At 63.2% G+C, this 22325-nt stretch carries 18 protein-coding genes and 1 pseudogene; 8 read left to right on the top strand and 11 right to left on the bottom strand.

Annotated elements, in window-relative coordinates; translation table 11 throughout:
• Positions 1-2 precede the first annotated feature (2 nt).
• From SO140_RS31375 to SO140_RS31340, 8 genes are all read right to left on the bottom strand, one after another.
• Positions 3-938, bottom strand: a complete 936-nt coding sequence (locus SO140_RS31375) for an amidohydrolase family protein (RefSeq protein WP_449378754.1) — start codon at positions 936-938, stop codon at positions 3-5.
• Positions 939-1053: 115 nt separating this feature from the next.
• Positions 1054-1944: an ABC transporter permease gene (locus tag SO140_RS31370; protein ID WP_498539786.1), complete on the bottom strand. Its 891-nt coding sequence runs from the start codon at positions 1942-1944 to the stop codon at positions 1054-1056.
• A complete protein-coding gene (locus SO140_RS31365) occupies positions 1937-2761 on the bottom strand; it encodes an ABC transporter ATP-binding protein (protein WP_449378752.1) in 825 nt (274 codons plus the stop codon). Before SO140_RS31365 ends, SO140_RS31370 begins: the two co-directional genes overlap by 8 nt.
• Before the next feature lie 43 nt (positions 2762-2804).
• Positions 2805-3878 (bottom strand): ABC transporter substrate-binding protein, encoded by a 1074-nt coding sequence (locus SO140_RS31360; protein WP_498539788.1) that lies wholly within the window; start codon positions 3876-3878, stop codon positions 2805-2807.
• Between the two features lie 265 nt (positions 3879-4143).
• Positions 4144-4857, bottom strand: coding sequence for an IclR family transcriptional regulator (locus tag SO140_RS31355; protein WP_449378750.1), 714 nt, complete (start codon positions 4855-4857; stop codon positions 4144-4146).
• A gap of 26 nt (positions 4858-4883) precedes the next feature.
• Positions 4884-5807, bottom strand: coding sequence for an SMP-30/gluconolactonase/LRE family protein (locus SO140_RS31350; RefSeq protein ID WP_498539833.1), 924 nt, complete (start codon positions 5805-5807; stop codon positions 4884-4886).
• A 17-nt stretch (positions 5808-5824) separates the two neighbouring features.
• Positions 5825-6871, bottom strand: a complete 1047-nt coding sequence (locus SO140_RS31345) for an amidohydrolase family protein (RefSeq protein ID WP_449378749.1) — start codon at positions 6869-6871, stop codon at positions 5825-5827.
• On the bottom strand, positions 6868-7542 hold the full coding sequence (locus SO140_RS31340) for an RraA family protein (RefSeq protein ID WP_449378748.1): 675 nt from the start codon (positions 7540-7542) through the stop codon (positions 6868-6870). The genes SO140_RS31345 and SO140_RS31340 overlap by 4 nt, the downstream gene beginning before the upstream one ends.
• A gap of 137 nt (positions 7543-7679) precedes the next feature.
• On the opposite strand from SO140_RS31340, the gene SO140_RS31335 reads away from it, so the two are divergent.
• On the top strand, positions 7680-8693 hold the full coding sequence (locus tag SO140_RS31335) for an ABC transporter substrate-binding protein (protein ID WP_498539789.1): 1014 nt from the start codon (positions 7680-7682) through the stop codon (positions 8691-8693).
• 111 nt (positions 8694-8804) lie between these two features.
• A pseudogene (locus SO140_RS31330) lies at positions 8805-9826 on the top strand (Bug family tripartite tricarboxylate transporter substrate binding protein).
• 178 nt (positions 9827-10004) lie between these two features.
• Here SO140_RS31330 and SO140_RS31325 read toward each other — a convergent pair.
• From SO140_RS31325 to SO140_RS31315, 3 genes are read right to left on the bottom strand one after another with little or no spacing between them, the layout of a single operon-like run.
• A complete protein-coding gene (locus tag SO140_RS31325; protein WP_449378745.1) occupies positions 10005-10244 on the bottom strand; it encodes a type 2 periplasmic-binding domain-containing protein in 240 nt (79 codons plus the stop codon).
• Positions 10245-10281: 37 nt separating this feature from the next.
• Positions 10282-11694 carry a sensor histidine kinase gene (locus SO140_RS31320; protein WP_449378744.1) on the bottom strand — a complete coding sequence of 471 codons (1413 nt, stop codon included), beginning with the start codon at positions 11692-11694 and terminating at the stop codon, positions 10282-10284.
• Positions 11691-12356 carry a response regulator gene (locus SO140_RS31315; RefSeq protein WP_449378743.1) on the bottom strand — a complete coding sequence of 222 codons (666 nt, stop codon included), beginning with the start codon at positions 12354-12356 and terminating at the stop codon, positions 11691-11693. Before SO140_RS31315 ends, SO140_RS31320 begins: the two co-directional genes overlap by 4 nt.
• Before the next feature lie 92 nt (positions 12357-12448).
• Between SO140_RS31315 and SO140_RS31310 the strand changes: the two genes are divergently transcribed.
• From SO140_RS31310 to SO140_RS31285, 6 genes are all read left to right on the top strand, one after another.
• On the top strand, positions 12449-13537 hold the full coding sequence (locus SO140_RS31310; protein ID WP_449378742.1) for an ABC transporter substrate-binding protein: 1089 nt from the start codon (positions 12449-12451) through the stop codon (positions 13535-13537).
• A gap of 237 nt (positions 13538-13774) precedes the next feature.
• On the top strand, positions 13775-15097 hold the full coding sequence (locus SO140_RS31305; protein ID WP_449378741.1) for a 2-hydroxycarboxylate transporter family protein: 1323 nt from the start codon (positions 13775-13777) through the stop codon (positions 15095-15097).
• A gap of 64 nt (positions 15098-15161) precedes the next feature.
• Complete coding sequence (gene acnA, locus SO140_RS31300) at positions 15162-17858, top strand: aconitate hydratase AcnA (protein ID WP_449378740.1); 2697 nt, start codon at positions 15162-15164, stop codon at positions 17856-17858.
• Between the two features lie 45 nt (positions 17859-17903).
• On the top strand, positions 17904-18929 hold the full coding sequence (locus tag SO140_RS31295; RefSeq protein WP_449378739.1) for an isocitrate/isopropylmalate dehydrogenase family protein: 1026 nt from the start codon (positions 17904-17906) through the stop codon (positions 18927-18929).
• Positions 18930-19249: 320 nt separating this feature from the next.
• The gene (locus tag SO140_RS31290; RefSeq protein WP_449378738.1) at positions 19250-20902 is read left to right on the top strand and encodes an acetolactate synthase large subunit; all 1653 of its coding nucleotides are present in this window, start codon (positions 19250-19252) and stop codon (positions 20900-20902) included.
• A gap of 10 nt (positions 20903-20912) precedes the next feature.
• Positions 20913-22298, top strand: a complete 1386-nt coding sequence (locus tag SO140_RS31285) for an aldehyde dehydrogenase family protein (RefSeq protein WP_449378777.1) — start codon at positions 20913-20915, stop codon at positions 22296-22298.
• The last annotated feature ends 27 nt before the right edge of the window (positions 22299-22325 follow it).

The raw sequence follows: 22325 nt of genomic DNA, 5'->3' as shown, positions 1-22325 counted from the left end.
CGCTAGAAGCCGTACAGGTTGGTCGGGTTCTCGACGAAGATGCGTTTGCGCAAAGCATCGCTGCCGATCCAGTCGGACGTAAGATCCACCAATAGGGCATCATCGGGCTTGGCGTTCTCGGCTGCGGTGGGGTGCGGCCAGTCCGTACCCCATACAAGCCGCTCCGGCGCGAGTTTCAGAAAGCCCTTGGCGATCTCTGCAGCGTCCGAGTAGGTCGGCGGACCGACCTTCGAGAAAGTATAGGCGCCGGACAGTTTGACCCAGGCCTTGCTCTGCTCCAGGAGCTTTGCGATGACGCTGAAGGCGGGATGCGAGACGCTGGGAAGCTGTCCCATGTGATCGAACACGACCGGCACGGGCAAATTGCGGAGGAGATCTGCGTAAGTGACGATCCGCTCGGCGCCAGCGACGACCTGGACGTGCCAGCCCCAAGCTGCGGTCCGCCCCGCAAGCGGCTGCATCATCTCCACGGGTGCGCCGGCAGGATAGGAGAGGTTGAATCGCACGCCGCGAACGCCGAGGTCGTGCATGGACTTGAGGTCCGCGTTCGCAATGTCGTCCTTCACGACCACGATTCCGCGCGCCGAGGCGCCGAATTCCTTCAGCGACTCCAGCACAAGGCGGTTGTCCGTGCCGTAGGTAGACGGCTGCACGATGACATGTCGTGCAATGCCGACCCGCGCCTGGAGGTCGCGATAGTCGGAGATCAACGCATCCGCGGGCCGCAAACTCGCCTTGGGGTCGGCTGGATACCGCGCATCGTAGATGTGATGGTGACAATCGACAGCGCCTGGCGGCAGCGGGATCTTTGGTCGCTCCGTGCCACCCGACCATTTGACCTGCCGCGCAGCGGCCGCAACCGGCGACAGTGAAGCCCCAACGCTTGCGGCCGCCATTGTGCGAACGATCTCGCGACGGCTCAGGCTTGCTCTCGTCATTGCCGATCTCCAGTCATCTAGAGCGTTTTCCAGCGAAGTGAACGCCGGTTCGCGTGAAGAAAACGCGTCAAAACAAGAATCTGAAGTCCCGTTGCGATGCAATCGGAACGGGACTCTAGTGGTTCTGCATGCCCCATTTGCGAACTGTCATGGCCTCGACGCTGCGGAAAACGAGTCCTTCGACTGCGAGACCGATCAGGATCACGGTCAGCAGGCCGGCAAATACGTTGGCGGTCTCCAGCGCGTTGCGCGCCTCGAAGATGTACCAGCCGAGACCGGCGGCATTACCGGAAACGCCGAACACCAGTTCGGCCGCGATCAGGGTTCGCCAGGCGAATGCCCAGCCGATCTTGAGGCCGGCGAGGATCGAGGGAAACGCTGCAGGAATCAGGATGAACAGCACCATGCGCAGGCCGCCGAGCCCGTAGTTTCGGCCCGCCATGCGCTGGGTCTGGCTGACTGAGAGGAAACCGGTATACGTGTTCAGCGACACCGCCCACAGCACGGAGTGGACGATCACGAACACGATGCTGGTCGTGCCGAGCCCGAACCAGAGCAGCGCCAGCGGCAGGATGGCGATCGCCGGCAGTGGATTGAACATCGCCGTCAGCGTCGCGAGCACGTCAGTGCCGATCCGCGTCGAAACTGCGAGCGTGGTCATGACGGCCGCGATCGCGATCGCCGTCGCATAGCCGATCACCAGGATCCGCAACGATGTCGCAGCGGAGGCCGGCAGCTTGCCGACGATGACATCGGCCGACCATGCCGACAGGGTGTCGCTCAGCGAGGGGAACATCAGAGGATTGGCGATGTAGCGCGCATAGACCTCCCATATGATCGCCAGCACCAGCAGCACGAGCCCTCGCCGGATGGCGGTGACGGCCATGATGGCCTCGACGAGGCCGATCGGACGACTGATGTCGCCGATTTCGCTGATGTCGGCGGGAGTCCGCTCGATGTCGGGACGGGACAAGGACGCGCACGTGGGGATGGCGGAGTCAGCCATGGGCGGTCTCCTCGTCTCCGAACAGCATATTGTGGATATTGCGGTTGAACGCCATGAAGGCGGCATCGCCCTGATGGCCAAAGTCATACGCGGTGGCATCGAGTTCGGCACGGACCTGGCCTGGATGCGGTGTCAGCACCAGGATGCGCGAACCGAGGATGATGGCTTCCTCGATCGAGTGTGTCACGAACAGCAGGGTGAAGCGGACATCCTCCCACAGCTCCAGCAGTTCTTCCTGCATGCGGCGGCGTGTCAGGGCGTCCAGCGCGGCGAACGGCTCGTCCATCAGCAGAATGCGCGGCTCCATGGCCAGCGCCCGCGCGATCGCGACGCGCTGCTTCATGCCGCCGGACAGCATGTGGGGATGGACGTCCTGGAAGCGCTCCAGTCCAACTTTCACGGTGGCGCGCCGCGCCCGGTCGCGAATTTCCTCCTTAGGAAAGCGGCCCGAGCGGCGCATCGGAAACATCACGTTGTCGAGAACGGTGAGCCAAGGCATCAACTGATCGAATTCCTGGAACACCATCATGCGATCGGGGCCTGGTCCCACGATTGCATGGCCGTCGATGGTCATGGTGCCTTCGGTCGGCTTCATGAAGCCGGCAGCGCATTTGAGCAGGGTGGATTTCCCGCAACCGGACGGACCCAGCAGGATGAAGCGATCTTCGCGATGGACGTCGAACGATGCCCGGTAGGTCGCGGTGACGAGCCGATCGCGCGTCTTGTACTGCAGCGTGACATCTCGCACCGACAGCAGTGGCTCGGCCAATGTGATCGTAGGGTCGGGTCTTGCTTGCTCGACCGGCAGAGCTGTCATCAGCTTTCCTTTCCCTGGTTGACCGGCGTGCTGGATCGCAATCTCAGTCGCCGGGTCCGTCGCCGACCGGTGCAAAGAACACGTCTTGCCATTTGGCAGGCGCCGTCTTGATCATCCCGAGCTTGGCCATGAAGTTGGCATAAGCCATGATGCCGTGCGGTTCGGTCGACCATTTGTTGTCCCGGATCATCGCGGTCAGCGTTTCGCCGGAGATATCGAAGGGTTCTGACTTGAGGTAGATCTCGCCCGCCTTGGCCGGATTTGCCCGGATGAAGTCTTCAGCCTCGCGGATCGCCTCGACGATTCCGCGCGCGGCTTGCGGTTGGGCGTCGACAAATTTGCCCGTCGTTGCAAGCAGGCCGCTGGTGGCGGGATGGCCGAGGATCTCGTCCGATGTCGTGACGACGTGGAGCTTTGGAGTTTTCTCCAGCACCGTAATGAAGGGATCGTTGGCGAAGTAGCCGTTGATCGTGGTTGATCCACTCAGCATCATCGCGGTCGCGTCCGGGTGCGGCAGACCGACCATCATCGTATCGAAGTGCTTGATTGCGGCTTCACCCATCGCCTTCACGCCCGCCATGCGGAGCAAGATGGCTTGCGGTGAATTCAAGGCGGTGACGGCGATCCGGCTCGTCGCCGGAAAGTCCGTGACCGTCTTGATGGCGGGATCTGAGGTGTAGAGCGAATAGCGACCCATCGAAAGCGGAGTGAGGCCGCGAATGTTGTAGGACTTTCGGGTCTTCTCCCAGGCGACCAGCAGGCCCGGGGCGCCGTAGGCGCCGATCTCGATGCTGCCGCTGAGCAGGGAGTCGTTGATCGCGGGCGCCCCGCTGAGCTTCTTGATCGCGACCTTGGTGCCGACGGCCCCCTGCGCGGCAACGTTCTTGTCGAACAGTCCAAGCGCATCTGCGACGATGATCGGAAGATAGCCGATGCCGTTCTGCATCGCGATCGTGACAATGCTCGCAGCGCTCGCTCGGCGCGCGAGGAACGGGACGAGGGCGGCGGCGACACCGAGTTTCAGGACCTGACGCCTGGAAACCGTTGCCATCTCTGCCGTGTCGAAACCCGACTGTGGGGGTATCTTGCACGTTGCGTCGGCGGCATTGCTCGCCATCGCCATCTCGCTCCCTGCGGCCCGGGCGTTCTCAACGCCTCTTTTGTTCGAACGCGTCTTGCGTCCCGAACCCGATTTAGCATTTTAGAACGACGTTGCAAAACAGAAAATGAAACGTCGTTCCAATCTGCCGGTCGATGCACAAGTTCCAATGCAATTTGGGAATTACGTTAGAGCGTGACCCGGAAAAGTGTGGAGCGGTTTTCCCTCGCGACAAACGCGGAACGTTTGCGCGGAGATCATGCTCAAACAATCTCATCGCGCTTTAGGTCTGGAGCGCGCCGCCGAGCGCCGCGGAAAGCACTTCGGCCTCGTCGCGCAGCGCTTTTCGTGCTTCATCAGCCCGCTTCCGGGTCCAGCGCGATGCCGGACCCGTGATGGCAAGCGCGCCGAGTAGGCGCCCGCCGGCGCCGAACACCGGCATGGCCAGTGACGCGACGTGCGGATCGGTCACGCCGCTGGTATAGATCGGAACCTCGATGACCGATGAGGGTTTCCCGCGGGCCGGATCGAACTTCTGCAGCACTTGCGCGATGGAGGACTTGTCCATCGGGCGCAGGTCGCCCGGACGGACGTGCATGCGCAGGGGGAATGGCGAATCGAGCCGAAAGAGGCAGAGCCGCTGGTCGCCCCGTCGGATATAGAACGACGCGGTCTCGCTGGAGATGGCCACGAGTTTTTCCAGGGCGGGCATCACGTGGGCCTCGAGTGCGAATGACGAGAGGTAGACCGAACCCAGGCGGGCAATCTCCGTCCCCAGCCGGTAGCGCCCATCCGGAATCCGCTCGATCAGGCCGAACCGCTCGAGCGATACGCACAGCCGCATGATGGTGCTTTTGACCAGGCCCGTTCGTTGTGCGAGTTCGGTCAGTTCGAGCGCATCGTCGCCGCGCTTGAACGCCGTCAGGACGGTCAGGAGGCGATCGGCCGAAGCGACGCCTGAGACTTTCGGACGGGCGCGGACTTTTCGATCCATCATGTGAAGCACGTGGTATTCCGGTTGGCTCAACGCCGATGCGCGTACATCGGAGCGCCGGCGACGTCGAGCGTGGCACGCAGAATGGAGCCGGTCTGCGATTCCGTGATGAACAGATCATGCCCGGATGGGCCGCCGAACGCCAGATTTGTCGTTGAAATGCCCGCACAGGAAACGATCCGCCGCAGCGGCTCGGCGGTCCTCGACAGGTGCCAGACCGATCCAAAGCCGGTATGGGCGACCAGCAGGCCGCCATTTTCGTCGAGGGCAAGGCCGTCGGGGCCGCCAAGGCCCCCGTGAAGCTGGGCAAAGACGCCGACCTTCGTGGTGAGGCCGCTGCGTCCCAGCGGAATTCGCCAGACCTGCTGGGCACGAGTAACGGCGATCAGAACGTGCGTCATCTCGGGATCGATGACGATGCCGTTGGGGCTTGGGACGGTGTTGAGCAGGCAGGACAATTGCCCGGCGGCGGTCAGGCGGTAGACGCGTCCCGTTGGGTCGTGCAGGCCGGTCTGGCCCTGATCGGTGAAGTACAGGTCGCCGTTCGGCGCGAACACCAGGTCGTTGACACCCTTGAAGCCTTCCGATGCCGCCGTTTCCAGGAACGGCGTAATGGCGCCCGAGGAGGGATCGAGCAGCACGATGCCGCGCTTGTAGTCGGTGATGAAGATGCGGCCGTCGCTGTGGATCTTCAGCCCGTTGGGCCAGCCGTCATACTCCGTGATCAGCTCCCAATCGCCGCCGGTGGAGATGCGGAATACTCTGCCGAAGGGGATGTCAGTGACGTAGAGCCGTCCCTCGCGATCGAAGGACGGCCCTTCCAGGAAGCTGTCGATGGCGAGGCCGCCGCGATTGGCGTCGGCCCAGGCCGTGTTGCGGCGCTTCCGGAAGCGATCGGGCAGGCGCGTGAACACGTCCGTGTCGAGGTGGGGCGGTGGTGCAAAGAACATCAGCTTCGACCTCCTTGTTGTTAGAGTTCGAGATCCACGGCGGGAAGACCATAGGTTCGCACCGCCGTGCCGCAGAACAGTTCGTGCCGTTCCGACGGCGTCAACTCCCTCGTCATCACCTTGAATGCATTCCAGAGCGACACATAGCTGACCATGCCCTTGTCGACCGGGAAATTGCTCTCGAACATGCAGCGCGAGGGTCCGAACAGTTCAATCGCGGTCATTACATAGGGGGCCCATGCCTGGGCGAGCGCGGTCGATGATGGTGGCTCGGGCTGCTCGTGAAAATCAAATCCACCGATGCGCATTGCAAGTCCGCCGAGCTTGACGATGACGTTGGGAAGCTCGGCGAGCAGCTTCAGGTCCGCGGACCATTCCGCAAACACCCCTTCGCGGCGATTCCGATAACGGCCGATCCCCAGCGGACCTCCGAGATGGTCGAGCACGATCAGGGTATCGGGACAGGACCGCGCCAGCTCGGCGAACTCGGCGAGCTGGGTATGATAGGCCCACACGTCCAGGGTCAGGCGATATGAGGGCAGGCGGCATGCGCCCGCCATGAACTGTGGATGCGTGAGCAGGCCAGGTTTCGGCGGTACCGGATTTGAGACGATGTCGGCATCGGCATGCCAGGCGGTTTGGTTGCGGATGCCGCGAAACCGGTCGCCGCCGGCCCGACACAACACATCCAGCACGGCGTCGACGCGGTCCCCCAGCATCAAATCGGCAAAGCCGACGATGGCGGCGCAGGCCCGGACGCGACCATACAACCCGCAGGCCGCCTGTGCGGCAATACCGTTGGCGAATTCTACCTCGCCTATGGGTTGGAGGTCCGCTGGCAGGCCCGCGCGATACATCGATCGGCTCTGGACGAAGACGGTGGCGCGGATGTCGTGCCCGCTTCGCGTGTCCGCCAGCAACTCGTCGAACAGATATCGCTGCCCCGGCCGGTCCCATAGATGGTGATGGGCATCGACGATCGGTAACTCAGGCTCGATGGCCTGTTCTCGGCAGAGCGCCAGCCAGTCCGGTCGCACCGGAACGTGCGGCGCTGCCGCCGTGCTCACGACTCGATCTCGCATCCCAGCCGCTTGAGGGCGGCATCGATCCAGCTGCGATCACTGCGACCTTCGGCGATCGCAACCATTTGATTTTCTTCGGCCGCGTGCTTGGCGGCAGCGGCCGCATGGATCGTTTCCGTGTGGTCGAAGGGCACGCAGAGCAGCCCGTCATTGTCGCCGATCACGAGGTCGCCCGGCTCGATCACCATGCCGTCGATGGCAATCGGGACGTTGATTTCACCAGGACCGTCCTTGTACGGGCCGCGATGGCTGATACCGGCTGCGAACATCGGAAAATCATGCTCGGCAATCCAGGCGGAGTCGCGCACGGCGCCGTTGATGACGAAGCCGGCGAGTCCACGTTTTTGAGCGTGCGAGATCATCATTTCGCCGATCAGCGCATTGGTGAGATCGCCGCCGCCGTCAACCACGATCACGTCGCCTGGTGCCGCGATGTCGATCGCCTTGTGGATCATCAGGTTGTCGCCCGGCCGGGTCTTCACGGTCACGGCGGGTCCGGTCATCACGCCGCTGCGATGCAGCGGTCGCAGGCGCGACCCACCGGCCGTCATGCGTGACATGGAGTCGCTGATATTGGCGACAGGTATGGTGCGGAACCGCTCGACGACGTCGGCACTCACGGCGCGGCGACGCTTCAAAATCCGAAATCCAATCATGAGCTTATCCTCCCTTTATGTTGAGCGCGGCTCCAAGGAATTGGATTTCTCGCGCCTCCGCGTGCCCCGTTGACTCGCGAACGCGAGCCGGGTAGCTAATTTGAAACGGCGTTTCAAAAATAACATTTGGAGGAAAGATGCAAGCCTTCTTTTCGCGGCGGGCGTTGATGGGCGGAGCCGCCATGGTCGCGGCGGCGGGCTGGACATCCGCAAGGGCCGCCGGCGCCAAAGCGGTCACCATCGCAATTCAATATGGCTACGCCTATTTGCCGGTCATCATCGCCGACCGGCAGGGACTCTTTGCGAAGCATATTGCGGCTGCGAGGGCCGTCGACGTCACGGTGAAGATCCAGAAGATCAGCGGCGCACCCGCGATCAACGACGCTCTGATCAGCGGTTCCATCGATATCGGCGCCTACGGCCTGCCGGGCATGCTGATCGCGGCGGAAAAGACCCGCAGCTCGATCGACATTCGCGGTCTGGCGGCGCTCGTTGCCGGCGACAACGGGCTTTACACCAACAAGCCCGAGGTCAAATCGCTTGCCGACTTCAAGTCGACCGACCGCATCGCCGTCACCTCGACGACCGGGCAACAGGGCCTGCTGATGCGAATGGCGGCCGAGAAGGCTTTTGGCGAAGGGCAGGCCCGGCGCCTTGACACCATGATGATCCAATTGCCCCATCCCGATGCGACTGCCGGCCTTGTCACCGGCGGCACCATCAGCGGCTATGCAGCGCCGCATCCCTATAGCGACATCGTCGAGAAGAGTCCGTCGGTTCATCGGCTGTTCTTTTTCTCGGAGTATCTGGGCGAGAAGGTCACGAGCGGCTTGCTCGCGACCACGGGCGGATTCGTGAAGAAGAACCCGGAGGTCGCCGCGGCCATCGTCGCGGCAATCGACGAGGCCGGTGCATTCATCAAAGCCAATCCACGGCAGGCTGCCGAGATATCGCTCGACGCGGAGAAGACATCGCTCTCCCTCGACGAAACCGAACTGATGCTGAAGTCTGTTACGGGCGAATGGGGCGTGCAGCCGCAGGGCGTGATGAGCTTCGGAACATTCATGGCCAGGGCAGGGCTTTTGAAAGCGGCGCCGACCAAGTGGCAGGACGTTTTCTTTCCACCTGTCTCGGGAGGAAGCGGGAGCTGAGCGGCCGCGGGGGGCGACTCATGGGGCCCCCGTACGGAAGACTGTCGTCGTGCATCTTAACCGTGGGGCGGCGGAGTCGCTCAGATAAGAAATCGGGGACAAGAGGCGCTCATGGCCATTGATTGCGACCCCTATCCGAACACGAGAGACGTCGACAAGCATGGGCAAACGCGACGGAGCGTGATCCTGGCGGCTTTGTTGTCGCCGATCGCGCTGGCCGCTAACGCCGAGCCGAACTGGCCTTCAAAGCTGATAACCTACGTCGTCCCTTATCCTCCTGGAGGGACGACCGACATCCTCGCGCGCACGACGGCGCAGGGACTCTCGGACATTTTCGGTGTTCCCGTCATCGTGGAAAACAAGCCGGGTGCCACGGGCACAATTGGTGGAGCCTTCGTTGCCCGCGCGGCGCCGGACGGTTACACGCTGCTGGGTACTTCCATCGGGCCTCAGACCATTGTGCCGCATCTGATGCGTCAGCTCCCGTACGAGCCGAGCAAGGCGTACGAGCCGATCGTGCTGGTCGGCACGGTCGCTCACCTGCTCGTGGTCCCGGCGAGCAGTCCATATCTCTCGGTGCAGGACATTGTCGCGGCAGCCAAGGAAAAGCCCGACCTGATCTCGTTCGCATCGGGAGGGATCGGAACAATCCTCCAGATGCAGGGAGAATTTCTACGCTTGCAGGCGAGCGTGAATATGCTCCACGTACCTTACAAGGGCGACGCGCCGGCCATGCAGGACGTCATGGGGGGCAGGTCACTTTCGCCTTCCTTCCCGTTTCAGCTGCGTTGCCGCAGGTGCAGGCGGGCGCACTCAGGGCCCTTGCCGTGACGTCGGCGCATCGGCTGCAAGATTTGCCCAAGGTCCCGATCATGACCGAGTTGGGTTTCAAGGACTTCGTCGTTGAACAATGGCAGGGAATCTACGCGCCGGCCGGTACGCCGGCGGCCATCGTGCAACGATTGAACGAGGCGATCAACCGCATCTTGAAAGAACCCGCCGTCATGTCACGCTTCGACAAGCTCGGCGTGACGATTGTCGGCGGCGCGCCTGACGTGCTCGCGCGGCAGCAGGCTGCAGATTATGAGCGGTGGGGCCAAGTCATCAAAGCCGCCAACATCAAGCTCGAATGAAGGCTTGCTGATGCCCATTCATCATGAAGATATTATCGCCAGCCCGCAGGTATCGCGGTTGCCGGTCGAGCCGCAATTGTGTGTCATCAACGTTCGTAAAGCCGTATCGCTCATCGGGAGCACCGTCGGATTGTTGTTGCTGCTCCGCCTATCGCGACACAGCCCCAAATCTCGAGTTTCAGGACTTGATCGACAAAATCCTTTGCGACAGTCCGATGCCGTGAAACTTCCTGAAGATGTCGTCGAGCCGACCGTTCGCGAGATTGGTCCGAACCCAGTCGTTGACGAAGTCCTCGAGCGAAGTATCGTCTTTGCGCATACCGATGCCGACGTCGAACTCTGCAATGGTGAATTTCGGCTCGATCTGTCTTGCCGGATTCTGTTTGGCGACCTGTACGATGACCGCTGGTTCCTGCACGACAATGTCCACTTGTCCGCCGGCGAAGGCCGTCTGGTCAGGGCATTGGGCCGGCGGGGAAGGTCACGGTAACGGACAGGCCGCAGCCGTCGATATTGTCCGCCAGTTCGATCGCGCCGCGACACTGTCGCAGCAAGGTTCGGACGATGGATAGCCCGAGCCCGGAACCAGCCGGACGATCGGCCGCTGGAACACGATAAAAGCGGTCGAATACCCTTTCCCGATGCTCGACGACTATGCCGGGCCCGTCGTCGGCGATCTTCACCGCATATCCGTCGCTGAGTGCGAGCACGCTGACGACGACCGAACCGCCTTCTCGATTGTACCTGATCGCGTTGTCGATCAGGTTGGTCAGTATGTCGTGCAGTATTGAGGAATCTATGCTGACGAGCGCGCATTCAACGGCGGGATCAAATGCCAGATCGACGTTCTTTGCTGCCGCAAATGGCGCCATCATTCCAACTGCCTCGCTCGCGCTTGCAACGAGATTGGCTGGCGTGGCATGAACGCCGGGTTCAGTGACAGCGGCCTGCTCGGCGCGGGCCATCGCGATGAGCTGGGCGACCAGCCGATCGAGATGTTTGGTAGATCGTTCGATCTCGGCTATCGTGTCGACGTTGTCCGGCAAGTGTCCCCCATCACGTTGCAGCAGCGCCAAATGGACTCGCAGTGACGCGAGCGGCGTCTTCATCTGGTGCGACGCGTCGGCTATGAAATCACGGATCAGTTGGATCGCGGCCTCGAGCCGCGCGAAGAGCTCATTCATTGCCCGAACGGGCGGATGCGCCTCATGGGGAATGTTCTCGAGCTCCAGCCGGCGGAGACCTGTTCCGGCGCCGAATTGCCGGGAGTCGATCTCACGTCCGAGATCCACAAGCGGCGCAAGTCCGCGACGGACCGCAAACCATCCCAGCGCCGCGGCGGTCGCGATGATACCGATTTCCAGCACGATGAGAGGGAGGAGAAGCTCGCGTTTCGCCGCGGTCCGCGCCTTCGTTGTCTCGGCAACTTGGACCAGGACCGGCGATGGCTTGCCATAGGTGGCCTGAGTCGTGGCCGCAACGCGAACCGATGCGCCTTTGTAGTGAGCATCGAAATGCTTGATGGTGCCGACCGGGATGGTGGCCGGATCAGCCCGCGGCAAGTCCTGGTAGCCGGTGACTGGCGTCTGCTCGTACGAAACGCTGTAGTAGACGCTGTCGTTAGCTCGCGTTTCGAGCATTCCAAGAGCGACTTGTGGAAGATCGACGGAGATCTCTCCGTCTTCCACGGCAATCCGCTCGGCGATGGCTTTCACCGAGCCGTCGAGTACACGGTCGTAGGCCGTTTCGATGGTCTGATTGATGAGCACTAGGCCGGCAAGAGCAAGGGCAGCAGCCAACGCGCTGGTTGGAATAAGCAGGTTGAGCAGAAGCGCGCGGCGCAGCGACGGTGCGCGTTTCGGTGTCACCTGTCCTCCATGAGATAGCCGAGACCTCGGACCGTCTTGATCATGGGGCCGTCGGGAGCAAGTTTCTGCCGCAACCGAGCGATGTAGAGTTCAATCGCGTTCGGGGCTACGGGCTCGTCGAAGCCGAAGACCTCGGAAATCAGGCGATCCTTCCGCACGAGCCGGCCGGCATGTGACATCAGGATTTCGAGTACGGTGACTTCACGCCGGCGCAGAACCAGTGGCTTGCCGGCCAGCGTCGCCGTTGCACAAGAGGTCTCGAGCATCAGGGCCCCGCATTTCAGGACCGGATCGAGACGACCCTTGCCGCGCCGCACCAATGCCTTGACCCGCGCCTCGAACTCGTCGAGGTCGAACGGCTTGGTGAGATAGTCGTCGGCCCCGAGATTGAAGCACCTGACCTTGTCCTTGATTTCCCCGAGCGCGGTGAGAATCAGAATCGGCACTTCGCAGCCATTGCTGCGCAGCCTGCGAAGCACCTCCTGCCCCGGCAAATCCGGCAGGCCAAGATCGAGTATGATGAGCGAATATGCCTCGGACGGGGCAATCTCGATGGCCCCCGAACCGCTCGCCTCGTGATCGACGGCGACGCCGCTTTGCGTCAGGGCCTTCTTGAGGCCCTTCACCAGCGACATGTCATCCTCAACGATCAGGATACGCAAGACGACGAACCTCGGGCAGGGGTGGGGGGCGTTGCCAAGTGGCACAATGTAAGTTCAGATGCATCCCGAGGTCAAAAGATTGCGCACCATCGATGAGAACACGCCATCACGCGTCGCCGCTAGACCGTCTGCTCGTCGGCCTCCGGGTGTCTGCGGCATGGTTCCTGCTGTGCGCCGCAGCTCTCGCCGGGGATACCGGCTCGGACGGAAAGGTTGGCTCCGGCGATACGCGGGCCCGTCTGGTGGTCAAGGCTACCACCGACGTCGCAGAGGCGAGCGAGCTCGTTGCCGAGTTCATGAAGCTCAATCCCGAAGTTCGCGTTCAGTACTCCAAGATCTCGTCCACCGAGCTGTACGACGAGATCGCGAAGCCTTCCGGGCAGGTTGTCGATGTCGCCTGGAGCTCAGCGATGGATCTCCAGATCAAGCTTGCCAATGACGGATATGCGTCCGAATACCGTTCCACGGAGATCGAGGGCATCCCGGGTTGGGCCCGATGGAAGGATCGCGCTTACGGCATTACGGCCGAGCCGGTTGTGATCGTCTTCAACAAGCGGTTGCTTCGAGGCAACCTGGTGCCGAAGGACCACGCAGAACTGTCGCGTCTGCTGATAGATCATCCGGCGGTGTTCCACGGGAAGATCGCGACCTACGATCCCGAACTCAGCGGAACGGGCCTGCTGTTCTTGAGCCAGGACGTGCGCGTCACCGCCGAGACATGGAAGCTCGTGACGACGATGGGGCAGTCGGGGGTCAAGCTCTACACCTCATCTGCAGCGATGATCGATCGCGTGAGTGCCGGCGAGCTCGTCTTGGCCTATAACGTCCTCGGCTCATACGCGCTTGAGCGCGCCAAGCGTGAGCCGGACCTGGGTGTCATCTTTCCGAGCGATTACACGCTGCTGTTGTCACGAATTGCGCTCATCCCGCGATCTGCGGAGCAGCCCGAACTGGCCAGGCGCTTCGTCGATTTCCTGTTGTCGCGCGCCGGCCAGACATTGTTGGCCCGACATTCCCTTGGATCGGTTCGTGAGGACATGAAGCCGGCGATTCCGGGCTTCGTGGATGCAGAAAAAGCCCTTCGGCCGATAGCATTGAGCATCGACCTGCTGACATATCAGGACCAGGCAAAGCGCCGTCGATTCCTCAGGGATTGGAAAGGCGCGCTGAGCGAGCATTGAGCGGGCGGCCCTGCGTGACAGGTTGCTGACAGGTTCGGCGACATATCCTGCCCTCAACAAGAAGACACGGAAAACCTTCGCACCGCGCCCACGATTGTGGAGCGTGGGCGAACGACTACTCCTTGCGAACATAAAAACATTGGGAGGAATACGAGCATGTCAGCGCAGGACGCAGACGGTATCGTTCCGCATCGCGGGAGAGAAGCGGGATCGGAACATCTTAACTCGGCGAATGCCGTGAGCCGGTTCTGGCCCGAAGGATGGTGGCGGCTGACGGACATCCGGATCGGGATCATCCCGATTCCGATTTATCTCCTTCTCATCGTTCTCGTCGGTGCGCTGGTCTATACTGGCGAGATCAAGTCGGACGGACCGACCATGATCGCGGTGCTTGTGCTTGGCGGCTTCACCTGCGCCGAGATCGGCAAGCGATTGCCGGTGCTGCGCAGCATAGGCGCCGGCGCAATCTTCGCCACCTTCATTCCCTCGGCGCTGGCGTTCTATCACTGGATCCCGCCGCAGGTCGAGAAGTCGATCATCGACTTCACCAAGTCGACCAACTTCCTCTACCTCTTCATCGCCTCGATCATCGTCGGCAGTATCTTCGCGATGGATCGCGAGGTCCTGATCCGCGGCTTCCTGAAGATCTTCATACCGCTCGTCGTCGGCTCGATCGCCGCGGCGATCGTCGGTACCGTGGTCGGCACCGCGCTCGGCCTCGGAGCAAAACACACCTTCTTCTATGTCGTGGTGCCGATCATGGCCGGCGGCGTCGGCGAGGGCGCCATCCCGCTGTCGATCGGCTATGCTGCATTGACCGGCGTGCCGCAGGGCGAGGTGTTCGCCGAGGTCCTTCCGCCGGTGATGCTGGGCAGCCTGACCGCGATCCTGCTGTCCGGCGCGCTCAACTTCGTCGGCAAGAAATATCCGCATCTGACCGGCGAAGGCCGGCTGCAGCCGCATGGCGAGGACGAGCTCGACGTCCACGCCGTGCACGAGGAAGGCGGCAACGAGCAGGGCGTCGGACATGTCGGCGTCAGCACGATCGCAGCCGCAGGCTTGACCGCGATCACACTCTATCTGCTCGGCGTTCTCTGTCATCACCTGTTCGGATTGCCGGCGCCGGTGGCGATGCTGTTCCTGGCAGTGCTCGCCAAGCTCAGCCGCGCGGTATCCCCGGAGCTGCAGCAGGGCGGAATGGTGGTCTACGAATTCGTCCGCACCAACATGACCTATCCGCTGCTGTTCGCGATCGGTGTCGCCCTGACGCCATGGGACAAGCTGGTCGCGGCGTTCCACTTCGCCAACATCATCACCATCGCGTCGACGGTGGTCACGATCATGGCGACCGGCTTTGCCGTCGGTCGCTTCATGAACATGTACCCGATCGAGACCGCGATCGTGAACGCCTGCCACAGCGGTCAAGGCGGCACCGGCGACGTCGCGATCCTCACCGCCGCAAACCGCATGCAGTTGATGCCGTTCGCGCAGATCGCGACCCGCATCGGCGGCGCGGTCACCGTCACCTTGGTGCTGATCATCATGGGCTACATGAAATGATCGCGCAGCCGAGCATTGCAGGGGTCTCCCTTAAAAATCATCCGCGCAAGAGGATCGACCGTCCATGAGCAGTCTCGACAGTTTTAAATGCCGCATGACACTGGTCGTCGGCGGGCAGGCCTACACCTATTTCTCGCTGCCGGACGCCGAGAAGAACGGCCTTGCCGGCATCTCTCGCCTGCCGTTCTCGCTGAAGGTGCTGCTGGAGAATCTGCTGCGGTTCGAGGACGGCCAGTCGGTGACGCGCGCCAACATCGAGGCGCTCGCGCGCTGGACCGAAGACCGCGGATCAGCCGGGGCCGAGATCGGCTTTCGGCCGGCACGCGTGCTGATGCAGGATTTCACCGGCGTCCCCGCCGTGGTCGATCTCGCGGCGATGCGTGACGGCATGGAGAAGCTCGGCGGCGATCCCGCGAAGATCAATCCGTTGGTGCCGGTCGACCTCGTGATCGACCATTCCGTCGTGGTCGATCATTTCGGCAATGCGCAGGCGCTGCATGACAACGTCACCCGCGAATATGAGCAGAACGGTGAGCGCTACAATTTCCTGAAATGGGGACAGGGTGCGTTCGCCAATTTCCGCGTGGTGCCGCCCGGTACCGGCATCTGCCATCAGGTCAATCTCGAATATCTGGCGCAGACGGTGTGGACCGCCGAGCGCGACGGCAAGACCTTCGCCTATCCGGACACGCTGGTCGGCACCGACAGCCACACCACCATGGCCAATGGTTTGGCCGTGCTCGGCTGGGGTGTCGGCGGCATCGAGGCCGAAGCCGCGATGCTCGGCCAGCCGCTGTCGATGCTGGTGCCGCAGGTGATCGGTTTCAAGCTGTCCGGCAAGCTCCGCGAGGGCGTACTGGCGACCGACCTCGTGCTCACCGTCACTCAGATGCTGCGCAAGAAGGGCGTGGTCGGCAAATTCGTGGAGTTCTACGGGCCCGGCCTCGATCACATGACCTTGGCCGACCGCGCCACCATTTCCAACATGGCGCCGGAATATGGCGCAACATGCGGCTTCTTCCCGGTCGACCGGGAGACGCTGAACTATCTCAATCTCTCCGGCCGCGCGAGCGACCGCATCGCACTGGTGGAGGCCTATGCCAAGGCGCAGGGCCTGTTCCGGACGCCAGGCATGGCGGATCCGGTGTTCACCGACACGCTGGAGCTCAATCTCGAAGAGGTCGTGCCCTCGCTCGCAGGACCGAAGCGCCCCGAGGGCCGGCTTGGCCTGTCCGTCGCCAAAACGAACTTCGTCACCGCGCTCGAGGGCGAGTACAGCAAGCAGGGCCAGGCCGAAAGGCAGTTCGCCGTCGAAGGCAAGGATTTCAAGCTCGGCCACGGCCATGTCGTCATCGCGGCGATCACCTCCTGCACCAATACCTCCAACCCGTCGGTGCTGATCGGCGCCGGGCTTCTGGCGCGCAATGCGGTGCGCAAGGGCCTCACCGTGAAGCCCTGGGTCAAGACCTCGCTCGCGCCGGGCTCGCAGGTGGTGGCGGAGTATCTTGCGAAGTCCGGACTGCAGGCGGACCTCGACGCTCTCGGCTTCTATCTCGTGGGCTTCGGCTGCACGACCTGTATCGGCAATTCCGGGCCGCTGCAGAAGGAGATTTCCAAATCGATTAACGACAATGGTGTGATCGGCGCAGCCGTGCTCTCCGGCAACCGCAACTTCGAAGGCCGCATCTCGCCTGACGTGCAGGCAAACTATCTCGCATCGCCACCGCTCGTGGTGGCCTACGCGCTCGCCGGCTCCCTCCAGGTCGATCTCGTCAATGAGCCCCTCGGCAAGAACCCTGACGGCCTGCCTGTTTACCTCGAGGACATCTGGCCGTCGAATGCCGAGATCGAACAGTTCATCCGCGACAATGTCACGCGTACGATGTTCGAGACCAAGTATGCCGACGTGTTCGAGGGCGATGCCAACTGGAAGGCGGTCAAGGTCGCGACCGACCTGACCTACCGCTGGAACATGTCGTCGACCTACGTGCAGAACCCGCCTTACTTTGAAAGCATCACCATGAAGCCCGCGCCGACCGGCGACATCGTCGGCGCGCGCATCCTCGGTCTGTTCGGCGACAAGATCACGACCGACCACATCTCGCCGGCGGGCTCGATCAAGCTATCGTCGCCGGCAGGAGAGTTCCTGCGCGGCCGCCAGGTCCGGCAGGAGGATTTCAATCAATACGGCACGCGGCGCGGCAATCACGAGGTGATGGTGCGCGGCACCTTCGCCAACATCCGCATCAAGAATTTTGCCGTGACGGGCGAGGGTGGCGCGACGCCGGAAGGCGGCTGGGCCGTGCATCAGCCGTCCGGCGAGCGGATGTCGATCTTCGATGCGGCGATGCGCTACGAGCGTGACAAGGTCCCGCTGGTCGTGTTCGCCGGCGTCGAATATGGCAACGGCTCCTCGCGCGACTGGGCGGCAAAGGGTACCAAACTGCTTGGCGTCCGTGCGGTGATCGCGCAAAGCTTCGAGCGCATCCATCGCTCCAACCTGGTGGGCATGGGCATCCTGCCGTTTGTCTTTGATGAAGGCACGTCATGGAAGAGCCTCGGCCTGACCGGCGCCGAGCAGGTCTCGATCAGGGGGCTCACCGACATCACACCGGGCCAGCGCATCACGATCGACATCGCGATGGCGGACGGCACGGCGAAGCAGGTCCCGCTGACCTGCCGCATCGATACGCTCGACGAGCTCAACTACTACAAGCACGGCGGCATCCTGCCTTACGTGCTGCGCCAGCTTGCGGCGTGACGCGCCGCCGGTCTCTCAGGCAAGATCAAGACAGAGGAAATGAAGATGGCAGGCAAAATTCCGGCGACATTGATACCCGGTGACGGGATCGGTCCCGAGATCACGGCAGCGGTGACGCGCATTCTCGATGCGCTGGGTTCGCCGTTCGAGTGGGACGTGCAGCAGGGCGGCATGGCCGGGATCGAGAGCGCCGGCGATCCGCTGCCGGGAGCTCTGGTCGACAGCATCCGCCGCACCAAGCTTGCATTGAAGGGGCCGTTGACGACGCCGGTGGGTGGCGGCTTCCGCTCGGTCAACGTCCGCCTGCGCGAGGAGTTCGGGCTGTACGCCAATCTGCGTCCAGTGAAGACGATGGTGCCCGGCGGTCGCTACGAGGACATCGACCTCGTCCTGATCCGCGAGAACATCGAAGGCCTCTATGTGGCGTTCGAGCACTTCATCGCCGTCGGTGACGATCCGCACGCGGTTGCGATCTCCTCGGGCGTCAACACGCACGCGGAGGCACGGCGCATCGTCCGCTTCGCGTTTGAATACGCGCTCGCGCACGGCCGCAAGAAGGTCACCGTGGTGCACAAGGCCAACGTGCTGAAGGCGCTGACCGGGCTGTTCCTGCAAGCCGGCCGCGAGATCGCCAAAGAATATGAGGGGCGGATCGCGATGGATGACCGCATTGTCGATGCCTGCGCCATGCAGCTCGTGATGAACCCGTGGCAGTTCGACGTCATCGTCACGACCAATCTGTTCGGCGATATCCTGTCCGATCAGATGTCTGGCCTCGTCGGCGGGCTGGGCATGGCGCCCGGCGCCAATATTGGCGAGAAGGCCGCGATCTTCGAGGCGGTGCACGGCTCGGCACCTGATATCGCCGGGAAGGGGATTGCCAATCCGCTCGCTCTGCTGCTCGCGGCCGGGTTGATGCTCAAGCACGTCGCCAGGGACGATCTTGCGACGCGGCTCCGCGCGGCGATCGAGCAGACGCTGCAGGTCGACAATGTTCGCACCGCCGATCTCGGCGGCAAGGTCTCGACGGCGGATTTTGCGGGCGCGGTGATCAAGCGCCTGGTGACCTGATTCTGCAAAGGCGGGGAATGGAATGTGGTGAAGCGCTCTGAGCCATTGATCGTCACGGGAGCATGAGGCGGCCGTTCGGATCGCTGGTCACCAGGCCAGCACATCTCCGATCGGTGGGTTATCAGGCGAACTCCCGGCCCGGCAGTCTCGCTATCTGAGACGGAAGGCCTTCGAGCTTTATGACGGTCCACCCTGCAATTGGCAGGACTGTCGTCCCGCATCGTATAGTTCGGCAGGAAACAAGAAACTGAAAGCCGATGGAAGAGAAGCCTGGCGCGATTACGTGGTGCACTGCGGTGCTCGGCAACAAGGAGAGGAAGATGACGAAGGGCTCTGACCTGTTGGTCGCAGCATTGGAACATGAGGGCGTTGACCGGATTTTCGGCGTGCCGGGGGAGGAAAATCTCGACGTCGTCGAGTCGCTCCGGAATTCGAAGATCCAGCTGATCTTGACCCGCCATGAGCAGGCGGCGGCGTTCATGGCGGCGACGCATGGCCGGCTGACGGGACGGCCCGGCGTGTGCATCTCGACGCTCGGTCCGGGCGCGCTGAACTTCTCGACCGGCGCGGCCTATGCGCATCTTGGCGCGATGCCGATGGTGATGATCACCGGCCAGAAGGCGATCATGAGCAGCCGTCAGGCGCGCTTCCAGATCGTCGACGTGGTCGCGTCGATGAAGCCGCTCACAAAACTGTCCCGGCAGATCGTCAGCGCCGCCAGCATTCCGACATTGGTGCGCGATGCCTTCCGTGTCGCGATGGAGGAGCGTCCGGGCCCGGTCCTGCTCGAGCTCCCTGAGGACATCGCTGGCGACGAGGTCGAGCCGGTGCCGATGGTGCCGATCCACCCGATCGAGATTCCGGTGGCGCATCGCGCAGCCCTGGACCGCGCGGCCGAGATGATCCTGACAGCGAAGAAGCCGCTGATCATGCTGGCCGCGGCCGCCAGCCGGCCACGCTCGACCTTCGGCATCGCCGGCTTCGTGCGGCGGACCGGGATTCCCTTCTTCACGACCCAGATGGGCAAGGGCACCGTGCCCGGCGGCACCAGCCTTTACATGGGCACGGCTGCGCTGTCCGAACGCGACTATGTGCATGAGGCGATCGACCAGGCCGATCTGATCATCGCCATCGGCCACGACACCGTGGAGAAGCCGCCCTTCATCATGGGCCCGAAGGGGCCGCAGGTGATCCATGTCAGCTATACGCCGGCAACGGTGGAACAAGTGTATTTCCCGCATGCCGAGGTGGTGGGCGACGTCGGCCCGAGCCTCGAGCTGCTCGCCGATCGGCTCGAAGGCCGGCTGCCGAACGCCAGGGCGCTGCTGCCGCTGCGCGAAGGCATTCTCGGCCGGATCTCCGACCGCGCCACGGAAAGCCGCTGGCCGGTGACGCCGCAGCGGCTGGTGCACGACATCCGCCAGGTGATCCCCGAGAACGGCATCGTCGCGCTCGACAACGGCATGTACAAGATCTGGTTCGCGCGCAATTACCGGACCTATGTCGCCAACACGCTGCTGCTCGACAACGCGCTCGCCACCATGGGCGCCGGCCTGCCGTCGGCGATGATGGCGGCGATGCTCTATCCGGACCGCCGGGTGATGGCGATCTGCGGCGACGGCGGCTTCATGATGAACAGCCAGGAGCTGGAGACCGCGGTCCGCCTCAAGCTCAACCTGGTCGTGCTGATCCTCAACGACGGTGCCTACGGCATGATCCGCTGGAAGCAGGCGGTCGACAATTTCCCGGACTTCGGCCTCTCCTTTGGCAATCCCGACTTCGTCCGCTATGCGGAGTCCTACGGCGCCAAGGGCTCGCGCGTCACCTCGGTGGACGGGCTGCTGCCGACGCTGGAAGCGGCCTTCAAGGGCGGCGGCGTCCATCTCGTCGATGTGGCCATCGACTATTCCGAGAACACGCGCGTGCTGGTCGATGAGCTGCGCAACCGCAAGCTCGGCGTTGAGCCGTCCTGACGAGAGAATGATGCTACAGGTTGTACAAGCGTTCGACCGGGTCGCCTTTGCCGAGGTCCCGGTCGACGATGTCGAGGCAATGGAAGCCAAGCTTGGGGCGGCGGTGCGCGTCCTCGGCGATCGCGACGGCTGGTTGGCGCCGCATGCGCGCATTGCGGTGCTGCGGCGGGCTGCCGGTCTTCTGGACGGACGGCGGGACCAATTCGCGCGCCAGATCGCGCGCGAAGGCGGCAAGCCGCTGACGGACGCGATCATCGAGGTGACGCGGGCCATCGACGGCCTGCACTGCGCCGCCGACGAGCTCCGGGCCTTTGCCGGACGCGAGATCCCGATGGGACTGACGGCGGCCTCCGCCAAGCGCTGGGCCTTCACGACGCGCGAGCCGATCGGTGTCGTGTTCGCGATCTCCGCCTTCAACCATCCGCTCAATCTGATCGTGCACCAGGTGGCGCCGGCGGTCGCGGTCGGCTGTCCCGTCATCGTCAAGCCGGCGAGCGCGACGCCGCTGAGCTGCCGTGATTTCGTCGCGCTGCTGCATGAGGCCGGCCTGCCGGAGGCCTGGTGCCAGACCTTCATGCCGCGCGGCAACGCGCTTGCCGAACAGCTCGCCTGCGATCCCCGCATCAGCTTCCTGAGCTTCATCGGCTCGGCCAGCGTCGGCTGGCGGCTGCACAGCAAGCTCGCGCATGGCACCCGTTCGGCGCTCGAGCATGGCGGCGTGGCACCCGCGATCGTCGATCGCAGCGCCGATCTCGATCGCATCATCGAGCCGCTGGTGAAGGGCGGCTTCTACCATGCCGGCCAGGTCTGCGTGTCGACCCAGCGCATCTTCGTGCACGAAGCCATCTTCAAGACCTTCACCGAGCGCCTGGTCGCCCGTGTCGCCAAGCTGCGGACCGGCGATCCGACCTTGCTGGAGACCGAGGTCGGGCCCCTGATCAATCCCAAGGAGGTCGACCGCATCACCGACTGGATCGGTGAGGCGGTGGCGGCCGGCGCGCAGCGGGCGATCGGCGGTGAGCGGCTGTCGGCCACCACGATGCAGCCGACGGTCCTGCTGGAGCCGCCGGCCGACGCAAGGGTGTCGCGCGAGGAGGTGTTCGGTCCGGCCGTGTGCGTCTATCGTTACGCGCATCTGGACCAGGCGATCGCGCAGGCGAATTCGCTGCGGGTACCGTTCCAGGCCTGCGTGTTCAGCGAGGACATCGACGTCGCGCTGCGCGCCAGCGAGCGGCTCGATGCGTCGGCGGTCATGATCAACGACCCCACCACGTTCCGGACCGACTGGATGCCGTTCGCCGGACGGCGCGAGGCGGGCTACGGCGTCGGTGGCATCCCCTACACCATGCGCGACATGACACAGGAAAAGATGGTGGTGCTGCATCGGCGAGCGTGAGTCCGGGCACCATTGAGAAGAGGAGAG

It is taken from the genome of Bradyrhizobium sp. UFLA05-108, from assembly GCF_059803455.1.
The sequence above is the reverse complement of the archived record's forward strand: the minus strand, read 5'-3'. Positions and strand labels throughout refer to the sequence as shown.